This is a genomic window from Planctomycetaceae bacterium (assembly GCA_041398825.1).
Taxonomy (GTDB): domain Bacteria; phylum Planctomycetota; class Planctomycetia; order Planctomycetales; family Planctomycetaceae; genus F1-80-MAGs062.
This window is the reverse complement of sequence record JAWKTX010000007.1, coordinates 112335-136297: the sequence shown is the minus strand read 5'-3', so window position 1 is coordinate 136297 and position 23963 is coordinate 112335. Positions and strand designations below refer to the sequence as shown.

Here is a 23963-nt window from a genome sequence, read left to right as displayed (position 1 = left end):
CAACTCCTGTGTTGAGTATTTGTGATGTGACGGTGACCGGGATGTTAAAGTCTTGCATGACAACATGCACGCCCTGCCATCCTATCATGATCAGGCCGCTGGCGAAGTGAAAAACAGCCTGGGGCTCCGAAGACTGGACGCTGTTCGTTTTGTCGAGGGTTCTCGAGTCTGCTGTTTCGATAGCCGATTGAAGCGAGTAGGTTGTCGGATGGGTCAACGCTGTCAAGAATGTTGGCTGTTATGTCTCGCAATGGCCGTCACTTCGCCGTATGGCCGTGTCAAATCTCTCGTTGTGAAATCTCTGCTCTCTAAAATCCTCAGCACAAACGGTTCTGTTATGCATCAGGTCATCGCGGCGTTCGGTCTGCTTGTCATGATTGGCCTTGCATGGCTGATGAGTTCGGATCGCAGTCGGTTTCCTTTTCGCGTTGTGGCGGGCGGATTGTTTTTGCAGGTCAGTTTTGCGCTGCTGATCCTTCGCACAAGAACCGGACAGGCACTGTTTGAATATCTCGGAGCGTTTTTCACGGGGCTACTGGATTTTGTGGATGTGGGGAGCCAGTTTGTTTTCGGGGACAATTTTGGCGAACACTATTTTGCTTTCAAAGTTCTGCCAACGATCATCTTTTTCTCTGCCCTGATGAGTGTTCTCTATCATCTTGGTGTGATGCAGTTTGTTGTTCGGATTTTGGGCGTGATCATGCAGAAAACGCTGGGTACTTCCGGGGCGGAAAGTCTTTCTGCGGCGGCCAATATTTTTGTCGGCCAGACTGAAGCGCCATTGGTCATTCGTCCGTATCTGCCTGGCATGACGCGTTCTGAAATGATGGCGGTGATGGTTGGGGGATTCTCTACAGTCGCGGGCGGAGTCATGGCGGCCTATGTCGGAATGAAAATCAATGCCGCTCATCTGATGACCGCATCTGTCATTTCTGCCCCCGCGGCGCTGGTGCTTGCTAAAGTGATGCAGCCTGAAACAGGTACGCCGGAAACACTGGGAGTCACAAAGCATGAACTTCCGCGTCAGACCGCTAATCTGATCGAAGCTGTGAGCGTGGGGGCGTCTGATGGTTTGAAGCTGGCGCTGAACGTCGGAGCCATGCTGATTGCCTTTCTTGGGTTGATCAGGATGATTGACTTCGGGATGGAACATACGTCGATCTGGTTGAGCCAGTTGCTGGGTTTTGCAGACGCAGCCCCATGGACATTGTCTCGCCTTTGCGGGGTCCTGTTTTCTCCGTTTGCCTGGCTGATTGGAATTGAATGGAGCGATTGTCAGGCTGCCGGCGAACTTCTTGGGCTGAAGATGGTCTCGAACGAATTCGTGGCGTATCAGAATCTTTCTGAATGGATTGCGAACCCCGACAGCGGAAAGACGATGACTCCGCGTTCGATCGTGATCATCACGTACGCATTGTGTGGCTTTTCGAATTTTGCCTCGATCGGTATTCAGGTTGGTGGCATCGGTGGCATCGTTCCCGAAAGAAGAACGGAACTGACCCAGCTGGGGCTCCGCGCGATGCTTGGTGGAACACTTGCGTGTTTGATGACAGCGTGCGTTGCTGGCATTGTCATGCCGGATTGAACCGGACGAAAGAAAGCGGGGCGGAAGAAATAATGCTGTCCGTTACACCAGTGCAACGACAACGGCAACAGTTAACAGCACGGCACCTGTCAACCGTCGCAACATAACGCCGGGTGCCAGAAAGGCTTCGTTGGCGGCAAAATACCGCGCTGTACCCCAGGCCAGCAGGACGCCCCAAAGACCGCGTAGTGCATAAACAATGTTGATGCGCGTGGCGTCGCCATAAGTGGACAACGACCACGACATGCTGACCGCCTGCATGGCCATTAACATGGTTCCGGGGACAATCCATCGAAGGGCCTTCAGCTGCATCATGTTCTTTGGGCGATCCACCCACGGAAGAAATCCGCACGACAAAATTCCGGTGACGGCAAAGGCAACAGGCAGAAATTCGCGGCTGTTCCATTGTGTTCCCCACTTCTTCAGCAGGACATCGAACAGGGACAGGCAAAATGCCGCCAGCAGAGCCATCCCGATCGTCAGACCAAAGCGACTTGTTGCCGACGGATGGTCAGAATCGTTTGATTTTGGTGATCGGCTTCCCGAAGACTGAACCAGAATAACGCCAACCGTGGCCAGAGCGGATGCGATCCAGACTCTTCCCGGAACCGCTTCCCCGGCAAGCGCAGAAACCAGCAGAGCGACCATCAGTACCTTGACCCCGAAAACCGGTGTGGCGACGGAGACGTCACCAAACTGGAATGCGAGATAGGTAAAGAGCTGCCCCAGTACGAACAGACCGCCAATAACGGCGGCCTGCCCCCAGGCTTCTGTTGGAGCCACCGTGCCATTCAGAAATGCGGGAACGCTCCAGAACAGGGCCAGCCAGGCATTGCCCAGAAATGTACCGGTCCATGGACTTACGCCCAGTGTTGTCCCGCGTTTTACCAGCATCATGCCGAGCACAAACACAACACTGGAAAACAACGGAAACAGCAGATGCAATGGCATGGATAGTTCTATCGTTAGTGCCGGATCGCTCAGGAACGGGGGGACTCGGCAAGATCGACACAGATAATTTCGTTGTCATTGCGGATGTAGGCGTGTCGATTTGCGAAAGCTGGCATGCTCCAGACAACATCCCGACCGAAAGCGAAGTTCGAAGGTTCGATGACTTTCGCCCGATCGATTTCTGTATAACCATCGGCCGACATCCGGCCGATTACCAGTTCGCCCAGTTCATTGAACATCCAGAAGTGATCGTCGTGGCGAACCAGGAAGGCAGTTTCGGATCCCGCTGCCCGCTTGCCGATTACATCCGTGGTTTCCCAGAGTCGTTCGCCGGAGGGAATCTCCAATGCTCTCAGAACACCTTTCTGGTCGAAACCATAGACGATGTTGTCAATAACGAATGGCTGGACATTCACCGGGCAAATTACATTTCGCTTGTCGCGCCAGACTTCTTCAACGGCTGGTTTCGCCGGATCCATCTTCAGCAAAAGGCTCTTGTTGCTGTAGCCGGCGGCGTACAGGTATTCACCGACAAGAACGGGTGACATAATGATGGAGCCATTCGACGCTTCGTACGGCACCGACCAGTATTCTTTCCCTGTTTCGGGGTCAATCCCGGCGACTGCGTTGGGGCGCAGTAACACGAGCTGCCGAACTCCGCCCGCATGCAGGATAGTCGGTGGACAGTACCCCTGCTCCGGCGCTGTTGAACTTCGCCAGATCTCGTCCCCAGTCATCTTGTTAAGTGCGACGATGTGAGTTCCTTCGCCTCCGGCCAGCGTCAGAAGCTTGTCACCATCGATCAATGGGTGTGCAGCGTAACCCCAGAGTGCTGTTTTGGTTTTGTATTCGGAACGAACGTCTTTGGACCAGATGATCTTTCCTGTCTTGAGTTCAAAACAAAACAGATGTCCTTCCGCACCCAGTGTGTATACACGATCGTCTTCGATACAGGGGGTGCAACGCGGCCCTGCGGGATACGACACCGTGTACTTGACCGGATATTCATGAGACCAGGCCACTTTGCCGGATTGTTCATCGAGGCAATGAACGCGTTCGGTTCCGGTGAATTCGCTTCTCTGGAAGTTATCAACCTTAACATTTTCACTTGTAACGTAGTCGGTGATGACAACCATTCCGTTGGCGACAGCCGGACCGGAGTAACCTCCTGCGATCGGTGTTCGCCAAAGCACCTTTGGACCGCCCTCCGGAAATTTCCGGATGATGCCGCCTTCACGCCAGACGTTATCACGCTGGGGGCCCATCCATTGCGGCCAGTCGTCTGCAGTGGCCACCAAAGGACTCATGTTTAGAATCGTCAGGATCAACAGGTTGTGAACGAATGTTCGCATGAAGATTCCTCGGGCAAATTTCAGAAGTGAACGAGACGGTTGTTGGTTGGTTTCGTGAGTGTTGACATTTCGCCACACTCGACAAGCCAGAGTGAGCGTCGTTTTCCGCGAAATTGAGCGGATTGGCCGCAATTCTCGCTGAAGAGGCAGCCAGCCGTTGACGCAGGGGCGACGGGCCGGAATTCTACAATGGCGTGGTGTTCAAAAGACAGCGTGGCCAACGGTCTGTGAGCTTGCCCGGTCACTGCACGGTGAAGGCGACCGTAAGGTGAAATGAGTTCGCAGAGCGAATCCGAATGTGAGTTCTAATGGATTGTGCAGCATTTCGGATTCTCTAACCCCAAAAAAATCGATTCAGACGGAGTTCGTCAGCTTTATCGCATGACGCTGCTCACGATGTTGTTTGTGCGAGAACAGACGACATTCGATTCACTGTTCCTCGAAAGATGGATTCATGAAGCACCGAATTTCTGTATTTATGATGGCATTCATTGCCTTGGCTGCTGCACCGTTATTCTGTGTTGCCAGTGCGTTTGCCGGAGATCAGCAAATCATCCTGGCATCTGATCCTGCTGTTTCACCGGATGGCAAAGAGGTGGTCTTCACCCATCGTGGGGATTTGTGGAAGGCATCAACAAACGGAGGCCGGGCTCGTCGCCTGACAGTACATAATGCAGGAGATCGAAGCCCTCGCTATTCACCCGACGGCAAACAGTTGGCGTTTGTCAGTGATCGCACAGGGGCGGATCAGGTTTTCGTCATGCCGGTCACCGGTGGAAGCCCGCAGCAGCTCACATTCCATTCTGAAGGATTCACACTTGAGGATTGGTACCCTGATGGCTCACAGCTGCTGGTGATGGGTAATCGCGATCATTTCTGGCGAAGCAGCCAGCGTTTCTTCCGTATCGATGCGGACAAGCGATCCGCCGAGAAACTTCTGTTTAACGACTACGGTTATGAAGGTCGGATTAGCCCCGACGGCAGGAAGATGCTGTTCGTCCGCGAAGGTGAGCGTGAATGGCGGAAGGGCTATCGGGGAGCGCGGGCCGCTCAGATCTGGCTTCACGAATTCGAATCGGGCAATTTCAGAAAAGTTGTCAACCATGAAGCAGGAAGCCGAACGCCAGCATGGGCAACGGACGGCAGCGGATTCTACTATTGCACTTCGCAGGGTGCAGAAAATGGCGCGAGGAATCTCTGGTATCACGATTTAAACAGTGGAGAGGATAAGCAGCTCACTTCTCTTGAAGATGACCTAGTCACCCAGCCTGTCATCTCGGCCGATGGAACGACGATTGTCTTTCGGCATCTGTTCGATCTGTATCGATGGAGACCGGGACAGGACAAGACCCCGGAAAGAATCAGACTGACTGAGTCCGCAGATGATCGACCTGATGACACGTTGCGTCGCACATTAAAGGAGGCCACCGATGCGGCGTTCAGTAGTGACGGTCTGGAAGTGGCTTTTATCGCGGGCGGCGATCTGTGGGTCATGGAAACCGAACTCCGTGAACCGGTCCAGATAACTACGACCGCGGAATTCGAATCGGATCCTGTCTTCGTTGATGACGGGGCTGCGATCATTCTCCGCAGCTGGAAAGACGGTCAGTCAGATCTGTATCGTGTCGAAAGGTCCGATGCCAAGAAGTATTGGTGGCAGAATACTGACTTTCAGATGACGCAACTGACGAACGACGCAGCTGTTGAATTCAATCTGAAGTTAAGCCCTAACGGCGAAGATCTGGCCTATCTGCGTGAACGTGGTGATCTTTGGATTCGCAATCTGAAGTCCGGCGAATCCAGGAGACTGGTTCCTTCATTCTCGGAAACCAGCTACGACTTCTCGCCTGATGGTCGCTGGCTGGTCTACGCGACCATGGATAACGACTTCAACAGCGACATCTGGATCGCTCCCATCGATCAGTCAGCGGAGCCTGTCAACATTTCGCGTCATCCGGACGTGGAGGGAAACCCTGTTTGGTCGCCGGATGGAAAGGTCGTTGCCTTTACCGGCCGGCGTTCTGACGATGAAGTCGATATCTATTATGTTTGGCTGAATCGCGAGGATGAAGACCTGGATTCGCGTGATCGCAAGCTGAGCAAAACCGCAGAAGCTTTCAGGAAGGCACGATCAGGAAAGGGGGCGAAAGCATCCGCTGATCCGAAGAAATCAGACGATCCGAAAACAGAAAGCAACGACGAAAAAGAATCGACTGCGAAAAAAGAGGCAGAGCAGGATGGTGACAAGGAAGATCAGAAAACAGGAAAGCTGCCTGAAGTCGTAATTGACTTCGAAGAGATTCACCGTCGGTTACACAAGATTTCGATCGAAGACAGCAGTGAACGAGGCTTATCATGGTCACCCGATGGAAAGACTCTTGTATTCTCGTCCAGCGTGAAAGGCGAAAGCGGAACCTACAGTGTTACGTTCCCTGACAAGATGACGCCGAGCAAAGTGACGTCGTCGACAGGAAGTATTAAGTCGTGGCTGGCATCACCCAATCGAATTCTTTGGCTCAACAATGGTACTCCCGGTGTACAGCCTTTGAGCGGATCAGCGACCTCCTGGTCATTTTCCGCCGCACAGGAAACACGGCATTCGGTTCGCCGCCGGGCGGCGTTTGAAGAAGCCTGGAGAACCATGCGTGATCGCTGGTATGACAATAATTTTGGAAATCACAACTGGGATCAGATTCGCAGGAAATATGTCGACGCGGCAGAATCGTCATCCAATGAAGAAAGTCTGAAGTATGTGGTCGAGTTGATGTTGGGAGAACTTAACGGGTCACATCTGGGGTTTTACCCGAGTTCATCGGCGTCCAGCACAGAGAACGACTGGCGTCCCGTGACGGTGCATCCGGGATTGCGATTTGATCTGAAATTCAAAGGACCCGGACTTCGAGTGAAGGACGTGATTCCGGGTGGCCCGGCAGAAGAAAAGAACAGTCGAATCGAACCCGGCGAGATTGTTCTGAGCATCAACGGCACTTCTGTCGATTCGGCAATGGACTTAACCACCGTCCTGACCGGTCGACTTGATCAGGATCTGATCCTGCGAGTGAAATCGAAAGGGAAGAAGCCTGTCGAACGCGAAGTCGCGCTGCGGCCAACCACCTATGCACGCGTACGAAGCGCGTTGTATCAGAAATGGCAGGATGACAACCGGAAATCAGTCGAACGCCGCGCGGACAACATCGGGTATCTGCATATTCAGGGTATGAACTGGCCGAGCTTTCTGGAATTCGAACGTGAACTCTACGACGTTGGATACGGGAAAGATGGCTTGATCATCGATGTGAGGGATAATGGCGGCGGCTTCACCACCGATCACCTGCTAACCGCGTTGACTCAGCCACGACATGCGGTCACGGTTCCGCGCGGTGGAGGTGCAGGTTATCCACAGGACAGAATGGTCTACGCGACCTGGGACAAGCCGATTGTCGTAATGTGTAACCAAAACAGCTACAGCAACGCTGAGATTTTCAGTCACGCGATCAAAGGGCTGGGACGTGGTAAGCTTGTCGGTGTACCAACAGCCGGTGGCGTCATCAGTACTGGTGGAGCCCAGATTATGGATATGGGCTTCCTTCGTCTGCCATTTCGAGGTTGGTTCCTGAAGTGGACGGGGGAAGACATGGAACTCAACGGGGCTGTACCGGATGTGGTGATCTGGCCGATGCCCAATGAGATTCCAAACGGCCGCGATCGACAACTCGGCCGGGCTGTTCAGGTGCTCCAACAGGAAATTAAAGAGGCGAAAAGCAAATCGTCCCCGACCCTGATGAAAGTTACCGGAACTCCCGCACTGGAAAACAATGACGAGATGCCTCTGGAAAACTGATTCGGAAGGATCTGTCGGCAAGACTTCGGAAGCAGGTCATACGTGTTCTTACGTGTGACCGCTTTCGACATTTCATGGAGTCAGCGATTTCGTACCACTCCGGCGGCCACGTCGCGTGGACCGTTGCCCGGCGGTTCAGGGAGTCCTGACGAGTGTGGTGTCCGGTTGGATAAAACAACGAACACATTCTTCCATGGTTGCCCTGTGGAGCATCAGGACTTTGTGTATGTCTCCGAATTGATCCCGCTGGTATCCCCCGGCCAGATTCCACACAACTGGTAGATTGTGGTTTCGACATAATTCGAAAATCAGCCGATCTCGCTTTCGCATTTCGTGGTCATACATGCCCAGTTCACCAGGACCCAGAGGATCGTCAATGTGCGCGTCCGCGCCGGCCTGGTAGAACACGATCCGAGAGCTCTCGCGGGATTGGCTCAGATAGGAATCGATGAATCCGCGAATTTGTCTTTCGAATCGCGCCCATTGAAATGCTGCCTTAATCTCCTGACCATAGGTCCAGTGAAAGACCTGGTTGTGCATCTTTTTCTGGTTGATGATGCTTTGTGTTCCATCACCCTGGTGTGCATCGCAATCGATAATTGCGACCGTCCATTTCCGCAGACACATACGGGCTGCCGCGACCATCAGGCCATTGAATGTGCAAAATCCTCTGGCCGAATCATAGCGAGCGTGGTGAAATCCACTGGTGGGAGAGCAGGCCACCTTTCCGTTGTGTGCAGCCTCTTCCGCGGCGGCGACGAATGAGCCTGCCGTCAGAAGACACGACCTGGAGACGCGGCGAATTGCGTTGCCGTGTCCATTCTTTAATTGGCCCTGCAGAATGCCATCGATGTATTGGCGACTGTGTACGGCGCTCAGGTCGACCTTCGAGACCGGGGGAACGTCCTTCAAATGGATTGGAAGTTCCGACTTAAGCCAGTCTGCCACAACGTGTTCGGGTTTCGATGCTGAAGGAGAGTATCCACCGGAATCAACAGACATTGATGGGCAGTAGAAAACGGGGACCTGCTGCACGATTTGTTCCTCTGCTGCACGTTGGTTGACCGGTATTGTTCATTTCACGGCAACCTTCTGACACACAATCCATTGAAGGGGATCATGGGATGATGGTCGTTTGTGATCTCGCAGACTTCGTTGTGGCAGATGAACTATTGGTCAGCCCGGTATCAGGCCGCATGAACCCACGGGTTTCGTCGTCAAACATTTGACATCGTTCCGGGTTCGAGGAAACTGCATCGGCTGCTGAATGTCCTGCCCACTCTAGCCGGAGTTTCCTTCATGTTCCTGTCCCGTCTGATCGTTGCCGCTTCGATCCTGAGTTCGACTGTTACCTTTGCTTCTGAATGGACACGGTTTCGAGGTCCAAATGGCACAGGTGTGAATGAAGCGGCTGACCTTCCTGTTGAATGGAAGGACGAGAACATCTTGTTTCGCACCCAATTGCCGGGTGGCAGTGGAGCTGGCTCTCCTGTGGTCTGGGCAGACAAGGTTTTTCTGCTGAGTGCCGATCCCGAAACGGCAACTCGTTATCTGGTTTGCGTAGACGCAATGAAGGGCGGCATTGTCTGGCAAAAAGAGTACGCGTCGCAGCCACATCATCTGCATACACGAAGCAGTTACGCATCCTGTACGCCATCAGTTGACGAAGAGCGCGTTTACGTCGCCTGGTCGACGCCCGAGCAGACAACTCTGACCGCCGTGACGCATGATGGTCAGGAAGTCTGGACCAGGGACCTGGGCTCATGGCAAAGTCAGCATGGTTTTGGAACTTCACCTGTCGTCTACCGAGATCTGCTGATCCTGCACAATTCGCAGCAGGCGAATCAGCTGAAGGAAGGTGAGAAGCCCGGAGAAAGCCGAATGATGGCATTCAACCGGAAAACAGGCGAACTGGTCTGGAAGAAGGATCTGGAATCCGTGAACGTTTGCTATTCGGTTCCGATGATTTATTCACCACCGGATGGAGGACCGGATCAGCTGGTTTGCACCAGCACAGGAAACGGTGTCTTCAGCCTGGATCCGCTGACAGGCAACGAAAACTGGTCGTACAACGAGAAGCTGTTTGCCATGCGGACCGTTTCTTCGCCCGTTGAAGCCGGGGGGCTTCTGTTTGGCAGCAATGGTTCCGGAGCCTATTCCGGAAACTACATCGTTGCGATTCAACCGGGGCCGGAGGCATCACTTGTCTACAAACTACAGAACAGCAATCAGTTTAAGGCACCCTATGTTCCATGCCTGATCGCGAAGGATGAACTGCTGTTTTGCCTCTATGATCGCGGCTTTGCAAGCTGCATCAATGCAAAGTCCGGCGATATTCTGTGGATGGAACGAACGAATGCTCAGTTTTCCGGCTCACCCGTTCGAACACGAGACTGCATTTACTGTGCCGACGAAAAAGGTACCGTTTGGGTATTTGCTGCCTCAGACGAATACAAGTTGCTGGCAAAGAATGAACTGGGAGAAGAAAGCTGGTCGACGCCCGCCATTGCCAACAATCGACTTTATGTGCGAACAATCGGTCAACTGATTGCCGTCGGCCGGAAGTAATGCGAGGGTGCGGCGAATGACTCTGATTCGCGACTGATCAGGAATTCAATTTATGCCGTGAAGAAATCTTCGCGGCATTTTTTAACGTCTGAAGCACGACGCAGTAGCGCTCAGCCAGTTGAATCAGCTTATCCGCCTGTTCAACGCTCAGATCGCCGGTCAGTTGAAAGAGCAATTCAATTTCAAACAGGCCGACTGGCGCCTCACGGCTCACGCCAAGTGTTCCCCGGAAGTCCATTCTGCCGACGGCTTCGATGTGGGCAGACCTGAGCGGCAATTCCATGGCGGTGGAAACAGCTGCCAGCGTCACACCGGCGCAGGATACGAGGGATTGCAGCAACATATCGCCTGAACACGCGGTGGTACCGTCGCCACCAGTCATCGGGTGCAGCCCGGCAACGGTCATACCGTCGCATGATGGTGGTGGTGTCAGTCGGCAGGTGATCGACGCAACATCGACATCACCTGTGGCGTGAAGCAGGGCGACTGCCTTTTCCGGCTGTTCCTGATACAGCGCCTTCAGAGGTGCCTGAAGATTTCTTAGGGTCTCTCGGTCCATCGCGGCGCGATTCTTTGCAACTGAGGTTTCTGGAAGATGACGATGACACAAGGATTCACCAATCATTGGTGGACTGTGTCTGTGTGGACTGTGTCTGTGTCGGGAAATACCGGATGATATCGATAGTAAACCTGCAGCGTGAGCGTCGCCAGACATGTTGTCAGCAGTCTTCCGCCTGATTTACTGTAGTCGCTTCGGTCTCGAGGTGACCAGCTGCCTTTGGCCTCCCCTTCGGTTATCTGCCATGCGATCAGGTCGTCACGCAATCGTTCATTCCAGCGATTCCATTCTTCGCCACCCCAGTTTCGCATAACTTGAGTGGCGAAGTAATTGTAGTAGAGATTGTCATATGGGCCGCGTTTGTCCAGAAGTGCGATTCCGTCCTTCATGTCGCCATCAGCCCGCCGCCAGCCAAGATACATGCGGCACAGAAGGGCCATGGCGGTAATAGAGGCCTGATAGGATTTTTTCTCGACTTCATATCCATAGCGCCCTTCACCATCGACCTGTACGGTATCCAGGTAGTGCATGATTTTCTGCAGAGATGCCTCCGGCACTTTGATGCCCGCTTTCTTTGCCGCCATGAGAGCCATCACCTGAATGGCCGTTACGGATGTGGAGCCTGCCTGTTGCGGGACATATCTCCATCCGCCACCGCGAGGGTCCTGTGAATTCAGCAGAAACAGCACCGCGCCTTCGGCCACCGGTTTCAGTCGGCGGTCATTGGTCATTCCGTAGGCTTCACAGACGGCCAGCGTCGCCGCTCCGTGAACGTAATAGGCTTCGTTCGGCTGATCATCTTTGTCACCTTTATTCAGCACACCACGCAGATCATAACCAGCTGGTGTTCGAATGCCGACACTGCTCAGGTAGTTTAATCCTGCTTCAACCTGCCGCCTGTACCGGGAATTCTTATCCCGATGAGTGTGTCCAGCAGCCAGAAATGGCAGCAGTGCGTAGGCCGTGCCCCCTATCGGATTGTTAACGGTCCCGGGATTTGTGCATGGACCGATATCGATAAAGTCCCAGCTGCCATCCCGGCGCTGACACGAAGCGATCCACTCCAGGGCATGCCCGACGGCGGATTCACTGGCAGCTGATCCTCCGTATTTCTGCAGCATCATCTTTCGACCCGCTTCACTGCGATTGTCGACAGCGCTGGATGCTTCTGCGGAAGATTCTGCCGTCGCCGTCGCTAGGGTGGTTGATTCCTCGGCCGTATCGGTCATGGGTAGGTCGGCGGAGTTCGAATCGGGATCGACGGGCATCTCCGGTTCGCTCGTTGCCTCTTCGGGGACCAGGGGCTCCGGTGTCTCGACGGGTTCAGCCTCTTCGGCCATTTCCTCTTCCGGTTCAGGCTCCGATTCTTCGGCTTCTGGTTCCTCAGCCTCGGCCATTTGTTGCTCGCCTGTTTCTTCTTCCGGCGGTTCGATCGGTTGTGGCTCCGCGTCCGACTCAACAACCTCTTCGGCAAACGATGCTATGATTGGCAGTGGCTGTTCTTCAGCGTCGACGGTCAGTCGAAGGCAACTGAGTGCGACGATCGTCACCAGAAGCAGTGCCAGACTGGCGAATGCAGATCCCTGTGTTTTCCGGATCTCTTCGACGGCTGTTCGTTGTCGTGGTTTCAGATCCGACTTCTTTGCGCGAATTCGGATGCGATCCATCAGCTGGGGGGCCATCAGCCGGATTTGTTCAGCAAGCTCACGTACGCGTTTTGGTTTTCTGCGAGACCGTTTGGGCAATTGGGTGGAACGAGCCGATCGTTGTTCTATGCCGTCGGTCGGGAGTTGCTCAAGTCCGACGGAGGGTGTATCCGGCTGGACCAGCGTTTTGGTCTCCAGCGGACCAGGGGCATTCTTCCTGGATTCCGGTTCACGGCACACTGCGGTCTGCTCAATTCCAATTGGCGGTGCTGGCAGACCGGTATTGGCCTCCGCTACCAGACGGGCTGCGACATCCACTTGTCCGTTCAGAATTTTGCCGCGGCCGGCTTGTTCAGCCAATGCGGCAAATTTTTGTGACAGTGCCAGATATTGCTGCGAAAGAGACGCGTGGTGGACCGATGCTGTCAGTGCCTCCTGAGCCTGGCCTCGCAGTCTCGCTGCGAACTCGTCGGGAGATGCCGAGGGTGTTCTTGTTTGTGATTCCGCGTGTAAATCACTTCGCCGTTTCTGGTTCATCTTGCAGCTCACGACAAGCATGGGCACAAGTCATTTCAAAACCCGCAGCAGCAGAAATTGTCGCGATTTTCCGAGGGTATGGGATTCGAACAAATTCCGCTGCCATTGGTGTCTCGAAGTGACCTCTGTCAGCATCAATATTTCTCCGCCACCTGGGCAGGTTCCTTAGTCTACCAGTGGGGATTATACTCGCAAGCACAAGATGGAAAGATGATTCACCCACCCTCTATTTTTCTTCGGGAGTCCGGGTGTTCTCTTCGTTGCCCGGGGGGCTTTCTTTGGGGCTGTCGGCACTCGAGTTTCCGGCAGCATCGGAATTTTCAGACGGAAGGAGTTCTGTGACCGGTTGCCAGACACCCAGATCGTAGCGTTGCCAGAAGTCTGCGGCCTTGATGGGTGTTTCCACCGTTGGTTGTAGTTCGGCCAATGAAGGCATATTCCGAATCACATCGATTCCTGCGGTGATGCGCTCGGGGCTAAACGTCAGTCGTTCCAGTTTCAGGTCTTTCAGTGGAGTGAGATCGGTGACAGGAGTGTCGGCGATGTTCAGTCTCCTGAGAGTCGTCATGGCGGCAAGAGGTTCCAGCGAACGAACATCTGTGGCCTGAATATCGAGGCTCTGGAGTTTCATGCCCGCGAGTGGTGACAGATCCGCGATCTTTGTCCGCGGAGCCCACAGAGTCTCCAGCGGCATATCATGAAACGGGCTCAGATCATTGACCTCCAGGCCCAGCAGATTGAGTTGCCGGATTGGCATTCCGTGTAATACCGTGAGATCCGTGATCTTCGTGTTCTGAAGTTTGACAACCTCCAGCTGCATTCCCTTTAGCACAGAAATATCAGCGACCGGAGTATTCTCCAGGACGAGTTCTTTGAGTGGCATGCCTTCCAGCGGCGAAATGTCAGACACGTCTGTCATGCCCAGGTCCAGAAACTCCAGAGGGATCCCTCTGAGCGGCTCGATGGAGCGTATACCGGACTGAAACAATTCGGCACGAACAATACTATTGCCTGCCAGTGTGAATTTGGCTCGCTCATTGGCCTTCAGATTGGCCCTCAATTCCGAAGGAGTAATCTGGTAGGTGGTGCTGTCGTCTGCAGGCATGACCGGCGGTGCGGCCGTTCTGGCGGTCTCTTTGGAATTGCTACCACACCCAATGGCCGTCACGATGATCAGCAGTCCGGTCATGCCGATGAATGGAAGAGACGATTCACGCTCGCCGGTCTGTGCGTGTCTTTTTTTCCGAGTGATGTGTGTTTCCGTTGTGTTCTGTAATAACTGCATGTGCTGAATCCGTTGTGAATTGATCAACTGTTGTCATTTGCATGCCATGTATTGGCGAGTGCAATGAATTGGTCACCGCGGTCGCGGTAATCGCGAAACCATCCGTAACTTGCGCAGCCCGGTGAAAGGAGCACGATATCGCCTGGCCCACTCAGTTCAACTGCCTTGGCGAAGGAGTCCTGGAAGTCTGCACCTGTTCGAATCTTCAGCGTGTCCTGTCTTGCGCATCTTGTGATTTGGTCTTCAATTAATGCCTGCAGTATCGGCGCGGTCTGGCCCATCAGGACGACAACGGCTGCCCTTGACGCTATCTCTGCGGCCAGTGTCCGGAGATCCTGTTTCTTGTCGTAGCCACCGGCCAGCAGGATTACGCGTCCGGAAAACACTCTCAGAGCCTGTATGGCAGATTCGGGCGTTGTTGCGATGGAATCGTTGTAGAAACGTCTCTCGTTTCGTACTGCGACAAGTTGCAGGCGATGAGGCAGCGGCTGGAAAGTGTGAATAGCTCTGCTGAAGAATGCGGAATTGGCTCCAGCCAGCCACGCGGCCGCGCATGCGGCCGCAACGTTTTGCTCGTTGTGACGCCCCGGTAGCTGAGGCGGCATCTGAAATCGCACGCTGTCTTCCATCGTCGTGCCCGAAGTTCCGCTGGATTGCCGCAGAATCAACATTCCATCCTGAAGAAAGGCGCCGTCTTCACTGGTGTCTGTCAGGCCAAAAGTAAATCGTTTCGCCCGGACTCGCCATGGCGGAACGCACTGAGCGTCCTCGTTAAAGTCATCCGGGACAATGGCGATGTCGTCGCCGCGCTGGGCGTCCAGAAGGCCCTGCTTCGCAGCATGGTACGCTTCCATCGTTTCGTGCCAGTCCAGATGGTTGGGACTGAAGTTTGTAATCACGGCGATGTCAGGGCGGAAACGATTCTTACGCAGTTGTTCCAGCTGAAAACTGCTCAGTTCAAGAATCACCCAGTCACGCTCACGAATATGAGGCAGTTCGGGTAGCAGACTGACGCCGATGTTACCCCCCAGCCAGACATGAGGCACATCAGTGGAACGGGTTGCGGCAGATTCCTGCTGAAAGTGGCCCTGCAGAATTCGATGAATTAAAGCTGATGTCGTGGACTTTCCATTCGTTCCTGTAACCGCAATGACTCGGGCAGGATTTTGCTGCAGAAAGAGCTCGATCTCCGTGGTGATCGTGGCTCCTCGGCTAACAGATCGCTGCACCAGAGCATTGTCCGGCTTGACAGCCGGATTCACGACAAGCAGATCGCAGTCGTCGAAGAACGCCTGCGGATGTTCTCCGAAGGCCATTTGTTCGATCGGGACATCGGCAAGTGAATCAATGGATTGTTGTAATTCGCTTTCCTGACGCAGGTCCGTAATCGAAACACGGCATCCGTGAAGGCAGAGATATCTGGCAGCCGCCACGCCCCCGCCGAATGCACCCAGGCCCATGATCGTGACACGTAAGCCCGGGTGCATGAACGGAATGGCATTCGCCTGAACCTGCTTTTTCATATGGTGACTTTTTAAGAAGACTGGCCGGCTCCGGCGTCCTGGTCAACCGCGTGCCTGATATCGGAGTTGAGTTGCAAGTCTGCCCTGGAGGTGTTTTTATGATTATGCTTGCGTGTGGATTATTGCTTACGTAGTATCACTCAGCGTGGATAGCATCTCTGCATTCTGTTCGCATCGCATTCCCGAGTCACTTCTCCGCAAATGCTGAGTTGTTCCCGGAGACCGTGTGGATCTGGAGTCTAATCAGACAACAGGATGCTGCGAACACACGTCATGGAGAATCAAATGGATCGAAGAGCATTCCTGAGGGCCACGGGAATTGCCGCGGCTGGTACTTCAACGGTCTCTGAAGTTGCAAGAGCTGAAGGCTATCGGCGTTGCGACCAGATTCACAATAAATTGACGGAGGCGGACATTGACAAATGGACGACTCCACTTGCTGTTCCCCGAACGGTTCCAACCCGGGTTGTCACGCAGAAAGGTGACGTTCAGAATCCGCAACTTGGTGGTGGATCACAGCAGATCGCTCCGGAATTCTTGTGGCATCACGGACATTTGACGGATATCACCCGTGAAGATTTACGGGCTCCGGGGCATGAAACGCCGCGCCCTCAGGATATCTACCGCAGCGAAGAAGCGGGTTCACCTGTTCCGCTGCAGTTTGCGGAACTGTATACAAAGGCGATCGTGGCAGAGGTCATTCCAGGATGGCTGACAAGAATCCTGTGCTATGGCTTCAAGGAAAGGGACGCCGGAGGGAATCTCGTTGCAGAACACTTCAGCACTCCCGGCCCGACGATCAAAGCAAGGGCCGGGCATCCTCTGGTTGTGCGTCTGCACAACGAGATTGATCCGTCTCTGATGCTGGATGTGTCGATGCATCAGCATGGCGGGCATATTGTCGCCCATGCCGACGGTCATCCGAACTTTATGGTCGAACCGCAAAGCATGGCGGACGATCCGAAACCCCATGCGGTGGGGGTTCGTGATTACTACTATCCAAATCCCGTTCCGAAGAAGGTTCAGCAGGCCAGTGATGGATCCGGATCATGGACATGGACTCCACAGAATGAGTGGGATTTCGGTGAAATCCAGAACACGATGTGGTATCACGACCACGCCGAAGACATTACCGCACACAACGCGCTCCTGGGCCTCGCTGGATATTTCTTTCTGGAAGACGCTCCGATACCGGGTAAAGGTGAGGATGATGTAACAGGGCCGACCGGCTGGCGAGATTATCTGCCCCAAAAGCAGATTCCACTGGTGTTCAAGGACCTGTGTCTTTGCCCAATTACGCAGAGTGATCAGATTCAGCCCGCAGTGAAGGAAAAGCTGAAGGAGGGCAACTTCTTTGGAGAAGCTCGCATTCACTTTGATCCGTTCGATCACAATGGCACGCTCGGCAATGTCCACGTTGTGAATGGTGTCGCATATCCGTATCAGGAGGTGAAGTTCGATACTTACTGGATGCGGATGCTGAATGCATCACTGGCACGATTCTATAACCTGGAATGGTGGGTCATTCACCCGGTGACACGGCAGGCAAGACGTCTTGCCTTTCTGCGTTTTGGAAAAGACAGCTGGCTTTTTGAAAGGCCTCTTGATCAGAGTTCCGTCTTCATCGGCATGGCGGCTCGAGCCGACGTTTGCATGGATTTTGAACAGCTTCAAATTAACGCCGATTTTGCGGAGTTTGCGAAGTCCGACGGGTCATATGAGGTCATGCTTGTCAGTACGCTGAACCAGAAGGATGGCCGGGGGCCGGGGCATGGGGACAATGAGCAAACCGTCAACAACTTTCCGCGCGGCATGGCCGACGAGATCAGAGACGACCGAGCTGCTCCGCTTTTCCTGATGAAGTTCATCGTGAAAGATGACGCAAACGACCAGGCCACATGGCCGGATTCGATGGTCGATCCCGGACCGCAGCAGAAGAAAATGGAAGCGCCCTCCATTCTGCGGTACCACCACAAGCTGGAAGTTCCCAGACGAGAAGACATTTTTGTTCGAGAGCTCAACTTCGAACGCGGACGCGGTGCATGGCAGATCAATAAACGCTTCTACGATGCGTGTATCGCCAACATCGTACCACAGCTCTGGAGCACGGAGTTGTGGATTCTGCGGAATCGCAGCGGCGGCTGGTGGCACCCCATTCATATTCATCTGGAATCGCACCAGCAGTTGTATGTGCGCGCGAAAAACCATCGCGGAGAACGAATCTCTCTGTGCCGAGAAGGTTACAACCCTAAAGAATTTGATCCCGATCTCCTGGACGGGCCAGAGCCATTGGATCTGGAAAAGGAAATCCTTGCATGGGAACGGAGTTTCAATCCGCAGGTTCTCGCCGAGCGGCGCCACGATGCGAACGCTCACGACTTCGATGCTTCCGTCTGGAATCTGAACATCAAGCACGATACCACCGTGCTTGGACCTAACACAGAAGTCCACATTCTGATGCGATTTCGTACGTTTGAAGGGCCGTTTGTGTTCCACTGTCACAATCTGGATCACGAAGACATGCGCATGATGTATCAAATGGATCCACGGCAGGGCCTTGGTTTTCCCGACGAACAACTACAGGTGCGACATGACTACTGGTTCTTCAGGGATCCGACGGGTGAAGAACACTGTTGCGAAAAAACGAAGGGAGAACTGGCATGAATGATCAACAAGCATCTCCGGCACGTCGTCGCGCATTGTTTGGCGTCGGAGCAACAGCTGCTGCTGCGGTGGCATGGAACCAGTTTCGATCCGTGTCTGCTCCGGGGGGCGATTCTGCTCGAAACGACGCTGTGAATGGCGACAGGGCTCAGGTTCTTACGCCCGGAGCACGTTACTCCGATCATCTGCCGGACGTGACATTGCAGACTCAGAGCGGAAGATCTGTACGGCTGGTATCGGATCTGATTCAGAACAAACGAGTTCTTGTCAGCTTCTTCTACACACACTGCAACGGAATCTGCCCGCTGACCAGCGCTCTGTTTCAGCGGCTTCGCAGACCACTGGCGGATCAGTTTGGGGAGGATATCTGTCTCATTAGTGTGACGCTGGATCCGCTGGTGGATACGCCGGCCGAATTGAAGCGCTATGCCGGCCTGCGTGATGCAGAAGATGAATTCAACGCGCAGCAGACAGGTCTGGCTTCGTGGTACTTTCTGACAGGTTCACCGGAAGACGTTGAGGCAGTCCGGGTTGGTTTTGGATACACCGATCCCGACCCGGTCCTGGATGCCGATCGAACACAGCATGCCGGCCTGTTTACGTTTGGCAATGATCGCACAAATCGCTGGTGTACCTTTCCAGTGGGCCTTGATTTCGATCAGACCCTTGCGGGCATTGTCCGGTTTCTGGGTACGAGTTCTGAACATCGCTACGCCTGGTTACCGCGGCCACGTCAGACACCCGCGTAAATCAGATCACGTTCTGATTCAGTGGAAAAGATCCTCGGTTCTTCGCTTGGTTATTGTTCCTTCCCGCAACTGCGGAGACTCACCAGATGAAACACGTTTCACTCTTCGTCAGCATATGCCTGCTGGCGTTCTCGATTGCATTCACGACTGCCGAGGATCCTGTACCGCCCGTCACTCCCGGTGTGGTTGACTTATCCCTGGAGCCGTCACCACCTCTGACAGATGGCGATCGCAGGCAGCTTTGCCCACCATCCCCGCAACCCAAACCCTGGCTCATGATTCCTCATGGCGGAATGCATAGCGAAGGTTGTGAACGCGTGGCTTTGCAGGACCTGGAAATGGATTTTTCCGGGACACGGCGGAAAGCCGCTGAAATGCGGAAGGCCATGCTGGAACGGGAGCCCGTATCGACCCCTCAGCGGTTGAAGCGAAAAAGCGAAGTCAACGCCAATGCCATTGTGACGGATTTGTCAGAGCTTATTCAGGATCGAAACGCCGCCATTGCCCTTGGAAAAGCGTTCTTCTGGGACATGCAGGTGGGAAGTGATGGTCAGACCGCGTGCGCGTCTTGCCATTTCAGGGCCGGTGCTGATGGTCGAGGAGCTTCGATGGGCGTTGCGCGTCGAATGATGACTAACGATGCTGCCGCGGATGAATTCGGCACTGAGGACAGCGCAGATCTCGCAGACGAACTCTACGTAATCGTCTACCGGAATCGATGGCAACATATGACGAACTTTGATGACCTGCTGGCGAAACTGGCCGTGCAGGGTATGGAGCGGCTGCTTGCATCCCCGGAGAATCTGTCGACGGCAAGAAAAGCTATTGAAGTTTGTAAGTTGACTACCAGCGACGCAGCGGTTGTCAGTGCCTGGGATCGTATCAGTAAATCTCAGGATGCGGGTACGACGCCGTCCCGGCAGCAGGAAACAATCATTGAGCTTGTTATCAGCGCTCTTGAATTTGCAAAGATGGTCGAGCGGACATCAACCGGTGCTGTGCAAATCGCTGCGGCTGACGAGGGACTGAATTCACAAAGTGAAGAGAAGAAGGAACAACTGCGTACACGTTTGATCCAGGGCCTGAATCCGGATCAGTTACGTGCCGCCAGGAATCTCAGCCGTGCGTTCTCTCCGTTTAAGGAGGAAGTGGAAGCGGGGCTGAAGTCGCAGTCTGTCCGTGCGCCTGCATCGGAACCCACCGTCGGCTCGACAGCGAAACCGGAACAGGGGACCTTCCGCAAGCGTGAAGAACGACTTGCCAATGCTCCGACAGTAGTAAATGCGGCTATGAACGATCGACTGTTTCACGATGGTCGAGCGGCAAATGTTTTTAACGGCTACGATCACCTCGGAGATGAAGCGGGACGAGACGGCTACGGCAAATGGACGTATCAGGGTGGTCGCTGGAGACGAGTCCTGATTCGAATTCCGGATGCCGCGCTGGCATCTCAGGCGACTGGACCATTGTTGTCGGCTGCCGAAATGTCGTGGTTCGGAAGACAGTACCATCATGTCGCGAAAAAGCTGCTCGGTCGTTATCCGCTGAAGAATCAGGAGGTCAGTAAGTCCGACAGCCATCTGCATGCCTATGTGGCCAAAGATGGAACGGGGCTGTCTGTCACTTACGAGGAACTCATCCGGAAAGCATTCCGCCGGAAATGGTGGGCCGCGGATGTTCATGGACAAAAGTTGAGAGTGCAGGAAGGAGATTCACTTACGGGAAAGCGACCGTTCCTTCGACAGACGGAAATGAATTTCAGCCTTTTCTGGGGTGTTGCTCTGATGCTGTACCAGCAGGAACTCGTCTCTTCAGACTCGGAGTTTGATCGATTGATGGACTTGCGACGAAAGGGCGAATCGTTGTATCCCGAGGGAATCACGCACGCTGAGCGCGTCCGTATTCAGGAAATCATGAAGGGGCTGGGAGTCTTCCAGGGGCATGCATGTGCAGATTGTCATCGTGCACCGGAGTTTGCGGGGGCGACACTGGCGACTGTCTACGGCCCGATTCTGGAGTTTGAGGGACCACTGGATGCGGTAAATGCCGAAACTGAGCAAAATGAATTCGCCAACTGGCTGATGGCCGGGCAACCTGGCATCGATGCTCGTATTGAGCGGATGCTGTTCCGGGCGGACATGGCCCCGCGTTTTTATGATAGTGGTTTCTACAACATTGGAGTGACATCCGATGACCCCGCTGCAGAAGATTTTGATCCAGGCGTCGCAGGCGATGTTCGAATTGATCTGTCAACCAATTCGCAGGGGGCCTTGTTGAGTATTTCGCAGCGATTTGGTCAGGGGCTGGTGACGGATTTGATTTTGCGGAGTCCCTACCTGACTCATTCGCTGGCTCGCCGTCACAATGATCGCTGGTCCAGCGTGATTGGATCTTTCAAGACTCCCACAATGCGCAACGTCGCTTTGACGGCTCCGTATTTCCACACGGGAGACGAAACAACGCTTGACGGTGTGCTGGATCATTATGAACAAGCCGGACTCGAAGAACCGACTAACAATAATCTGCATCCGGCATTGAGGGTCGTGGCCGGAGAACCGGCGGAAACAGATGTTCCTCAGTCCCTTCGAGGGGCCCTTGTTGCATTTTTGAACGCTCTGACAGACCAGCGTGTGAAAGATTCAGTGGCTCCGTTCGATCATCCTTCACTGAAAGTACCTGTTGATGCTGCTGTCGAAGAATCGAGTGGTCGCACCCCCGAGAGCTTCATGAAGGCGGCCGACCAGTTTTAATCCAGAAGTGTTGCGTGGATGTTTGAGGGCGACTGAGTCTCCCCGGTCACATGATTCTATGTAATTTCCTTCGAGGGAAGTTAAATGACCAGAATTGTCATGGGTCTTGTATTCTGTTTGTCGCTGATCCGTTCCGGTGTATTGACTGCACAGGATGCTGAACTGGAGGGTCCCCTGAAGTCTGTTGACCCAACAACCGCCGAATTGTCGGTTATGGGCATGCGAGTCATTGTTGACGGCAACACCAGGATTGAATCGCCGTCGGCGACGCTGACCATCGATCAGCTGAAGGACACGGCATCGCTTCCTGGCCGTACCCAACAAGGCTTTGAAGGAGGCACGGCTACGGTCACAGGTACGGTTGATCCCATGACCGGCAACGTGACTGCGGCAACGGTGTTTGTCGAGCCGTCTGAGAATGTCATTCTGGGTGTCGTCACAGAAAACAATGCCGGGGAGCTTAAGGTCAACGGTGTTCAGATCAAATACCTGAACGACCCTCGAATTCCTCTGAAAGCCGTTCAAAATGAATTCGGGTTCGAGGTCAAACGTGAGTCCATTCCGGTTGCTACTCCCGTAGCAGTCGAAGGGTACTACGATGGTACGGACTTCCAGACTTTCCTGGTCGAAATTGATGGCCCGGCAACACTTGCGAATCCGGATCCTCAGGTGTCTGTGTTGCGGGCACAAACCCGAGAACGTCGCGCAGACAGGGGAGACGACGTGACTGTGCGAGGAGCGGTCACGACTGCCCACGTTACGCCGGGCACGACGAGACAAACGATCGGAATCTATCGCGTCGACAATGGCGTTGAAGCCCTGATTGCAACGGTTCAGGCAAGAATTGTTGCTGATACGCCCGGCTTCGCGAAGTGGTCATTCAATGGAGCGACGGATCCCTCAACGCATCCTGTGTATGGTCGAGCGCCACGAATCATCAAAGCCGTCAACCTGAGTGCCGGTGCGAATCTGGCCTCTGACCAGATTGATGCAGAAGTACGTGAAGAGTGAGTTTCCTGAATAACGTTTCCTTTGGACCAGGGAGTGAGAAATGCCGCGTTCTGATATCAAGATGGGTTGGCTGCCGGATTTACCCGATTTCCGGGACTATACCGAACAGACAAATACCATCCATGGGCTGCTGAAGAAGGTGGGAGTTGCTGATCCGGTGTCATCGACGCTTCCAGCGTCTGTTGACTTGCGGCAATGGTGTTCGCCGATTGAGGACCAGAAATCACTCGGCTCCTGCACGGCGAATGCCGGCGTAGCGTTGGTGGAATACTTTCAGCGGCGAGCTTTCGGAAAGCATATCGATGCCTCCCGCCTGTTTCTTTATAAAGTGACACGAAACCTGCTCGGCTGGACCGGGGACACGGGGGCCTTCCTTCGGGATACGATGAAGGCTCTGGTACTGTTTGGAGTGCCACCCGAAAAAAACTGGCCTTACATCATTGAAGATTTTGAAAAAGAACCGACTGCCTTCTGCTACGCATTCGCCCAAAATTATCAGGCCATTCAGTACTATCGACTGGACCCACCAGGATCGACGCCTGATGACATCATGAATCGTTTGTGGGCGAATCTGGCGGGCGGACTTCCGGCAATGTTCGGGTTTACTGTCTATTCCTCCATCTACGATCACGACGTCCAGAACACAGGATGTATCCCTTTTCCTGCGGCAACCGAAGGTATCGAGGGTGGTCACGCGGTTTGCGCTGTGGGATACGATGATGACAAAGTCATTACAAATCCCAACAACAATGAATCAACGACCGGTGCTTTCCTGATCAGAAATTCGTGGGGCACAGGTTGGGGTGAAAGCGGCTATGGCTGGTTGCCGTACGAGTATGTTTACAAGGGGTTGGCCGATGACTGGTGGTCTCTTCTCGACAACGAATGGATCGATACCGGCGAATTCTCCGTGTAAATCACTCGCTGTTTTTTGGCTTTGAA

At 54.0% G+C, this 23963-nt stretch carries 15 protein-coding genes; 8 read left to right on the top strand and 7 right to left on the bottom strand.

The window, feature by feature from the left end; translation table 11 throughout:
- Positions 1 to 337: 337 nt before the first annotated feature.
- The gene (locus R3C20_14110) at positions 338 to 1585 is read left to right on the top strand and encodes a NupC/NupG family nucleoside CNT transporter (protein ID MEZ6041636.1); all 1248 of its coding nucleotides are present in this window, start codon (positions 338 to 340) and stop codon (positions 1583 to 1585) included.
- A gap of 42 nt (positions 1586 to 1627) precedes the next feature.
- Here R3C20_14110 and R3C20_14105 read toward each other — a convergent pair whose 3' ends face one another.
- Both R3C20_14105 and R3C20_14100 read right to left on the bottom strand, forming a co-directional pair.
- Positions 1628 to 2536 (bottom strand): hypothetical protein, encoded by a 909-nt coding sequence (locus R3C20_14105; GenBank protein MEZ6041635.1) that lies wholly within the window; start codon positions 2534 to 2536, stop codon positions 1628 to 1630.
- 29 nt (positions 2537 to 2565) lie between these two features.
- Positions 2566 to 3888: a PQQ-binding-like beta-propeller repeat protein gene (locus R3C20_14100; protein ID MEZ6041634.1), complete on the bottom strand. Its 1323-nt coding sequence runs from the start codon at positions 3886 to 3888 to the stop codon at positions 2566 to 2568.
- Between the two features lie 454 nt (positions 3889 to 4342).
- Here R3C20_14100 and R3C20_14095 point away from each other — a divergent pair, with 454 nt between their 5' ends.
- The gene (locus tag R3C20_14095) at positions 4343 to 7729 is read left to right on the top strand and encodes a S41 family peptidase (protein ID MEZ6041633.1); all 3387 of its coding nucleotides are present in this window, start codon (positions 4343 to 4345) and stop codon (positions 7727 to 7729) included.
- Positions 7730 to 7864: 135 nt separating this feature from the next.
- Here the strand turns inward: R3C20_14095 and R3C20_14090 are convergent, their stop codons facing one another.
- A complete protein-coding gene (locus tag R3C20_14090; GenBank protein MEZ6041632.1) occupies positions 7865 to 8731 on the bottom strand; it encodes a hypothetical protein in 867 nt (288 codons plus the stop codon).
- Between the two features lie 297 nt (positions 8732 to 9028).
- On the opposite strand from R3C20_14090, the gene R3C20_14085 reads away from it, so the two are divergent.
- On the top strand, positions 9029 to 10297 hold the full coding sequence (locus tag R3C20_14085; GenBank protein MEZ6041631.1) for a PQQ-binding-like beta-propeller repeat protein: 1269 nt from the start codon (positions 9029 to 9031) through the stop codon (positions 10295 to 10297).
- Positions 10298 to 10334: 37 nt separating this feature from the next.
- Here the strand turns inward: R3C20_14085 and R3C20_14080 are convergent, their stop codons facing one another.
- The 4 genes from R3C20_14080 to murD all read right to left on the bottom strand — a co-directional run bounded on the left by R3C20_14080 (position 10335) and on the right by murD (position 15847).
- Positions 10335 to 10856 (bottom strand): OsmC family protein, encoded by a 522-nt coding sequence (locus R3C20_14080; GenBank protein MEZ6041630.1) that lies wholly within the window; start codon positions 10854 to 10856, stop codon positions 10335 to 10337.
- A 62-nt stretch (positions 10857 to 10918) separates the two neighbouring features.
- Positions 10919 to 13039: a prenyltransferase/squalene oxidase repeat-containing protein gene (locus R3C20_14075; protein MEZ6041629.1), complete on the bottom strand. Its 2121-nt coding sequence runs from the start codon at positions 13037 to 13039 to the stop codon at positions 10919 to 10921.
- Between the two features lie 226 nt (positions 13040 to 13265).
- Positions 13266 to 14324 carry a hypothetical protein gene (locus tag R3C20_14070; protein MEZ6041628.1) on the bottom strand — a complete coding sequence of 353 codons (1059 nt, stop codon included), beginning with the start codon at positions 14322 to 14324 and terminating at the stop codon, positions 13266 to 13268.
- Positions 14325 to 14347: 23 nt separating this feature from the next.
- Positions 14348 to 15847 carry a UDP-N-acetylmuramoyl-L-alanine--D-glutamate ligase gene (gene murD / locus R3C20_14065; GenBank protein MEZ6041627.1) on the bottom strand — a complete coding sequence of 500 codons (1500 nt, stop codon included), beginning with the start codon at positions 15845 to 15847 and terminating at the stop codon, positions 14348 to 14350.
- Between the two features lie 285 nt (positions 15848 to 16132).
- Between murD and R3C20_14060 the strand changes: the two genes are divergently transcribed.
- From R3C20_14060 to R3C20_14040, 5 genes are all read left to right on the top strand, one after another.
- The gene (locus R3C20_14060; protein MEZ6041626.1) at positions 16133 to 18511 is read left to right on the top strand and encodes a multicopper oxidase domain-containing protein; all 2379 of its coding nucleotides are present in this window, start codon (positions 16133 to 16135) and stop codon (positions 18509 to 18511) included.
- Positions 18508 to 19260, top strand: a complete 753-nt coding sequence (locus R3C20_14055) for an SCO family protein (GenBank protein ID MEZ6041625.1) — start codon at positions 18508 to 18510, stop codon at positions 19258 to 19260. Before R3C20_14060 ends, R3C20_14055 begins: the two co-directional genes overlap by 4 nt.
- 86 nt (positions 19261 to 19346) lie before the next feature.
- Positions 19347 to 22010: a cytochrome c peroxidase gene (locus tag R3C20_14050; protein ID MEZ6041624.1), complete on the top strand. Its 2664-nt coding sequence runs from the start codon at positions 19347 to 19349 to the stop codon at positions 22008 to 22010.
- Between the two features lie 84 nt (positions 22011 to 22094).
- Positions 22095 to 23021, top strand: a complete 927-nt coding sequence (locus R3C20_14045) for a hypothetical protein (protein ID MEZ6041623.1) — start codon at positions 22095 to 22097, stop codon at positions 23019 to 23021.
- A gap of 40 nt (positions 23022 to 23061) precedes the next feature.
- Positions 23062 to 23937, top strand: coding sequence for a C1 family peptidase (locus R3C20_14040; protein ID MEZ6041622.1), 876 nt, complete (start codon positions 23062 to 23064; stop codon positions 23935 to 23937).
- Positions 23938 to 23963 lie beyond the last annotated feature (26 nt).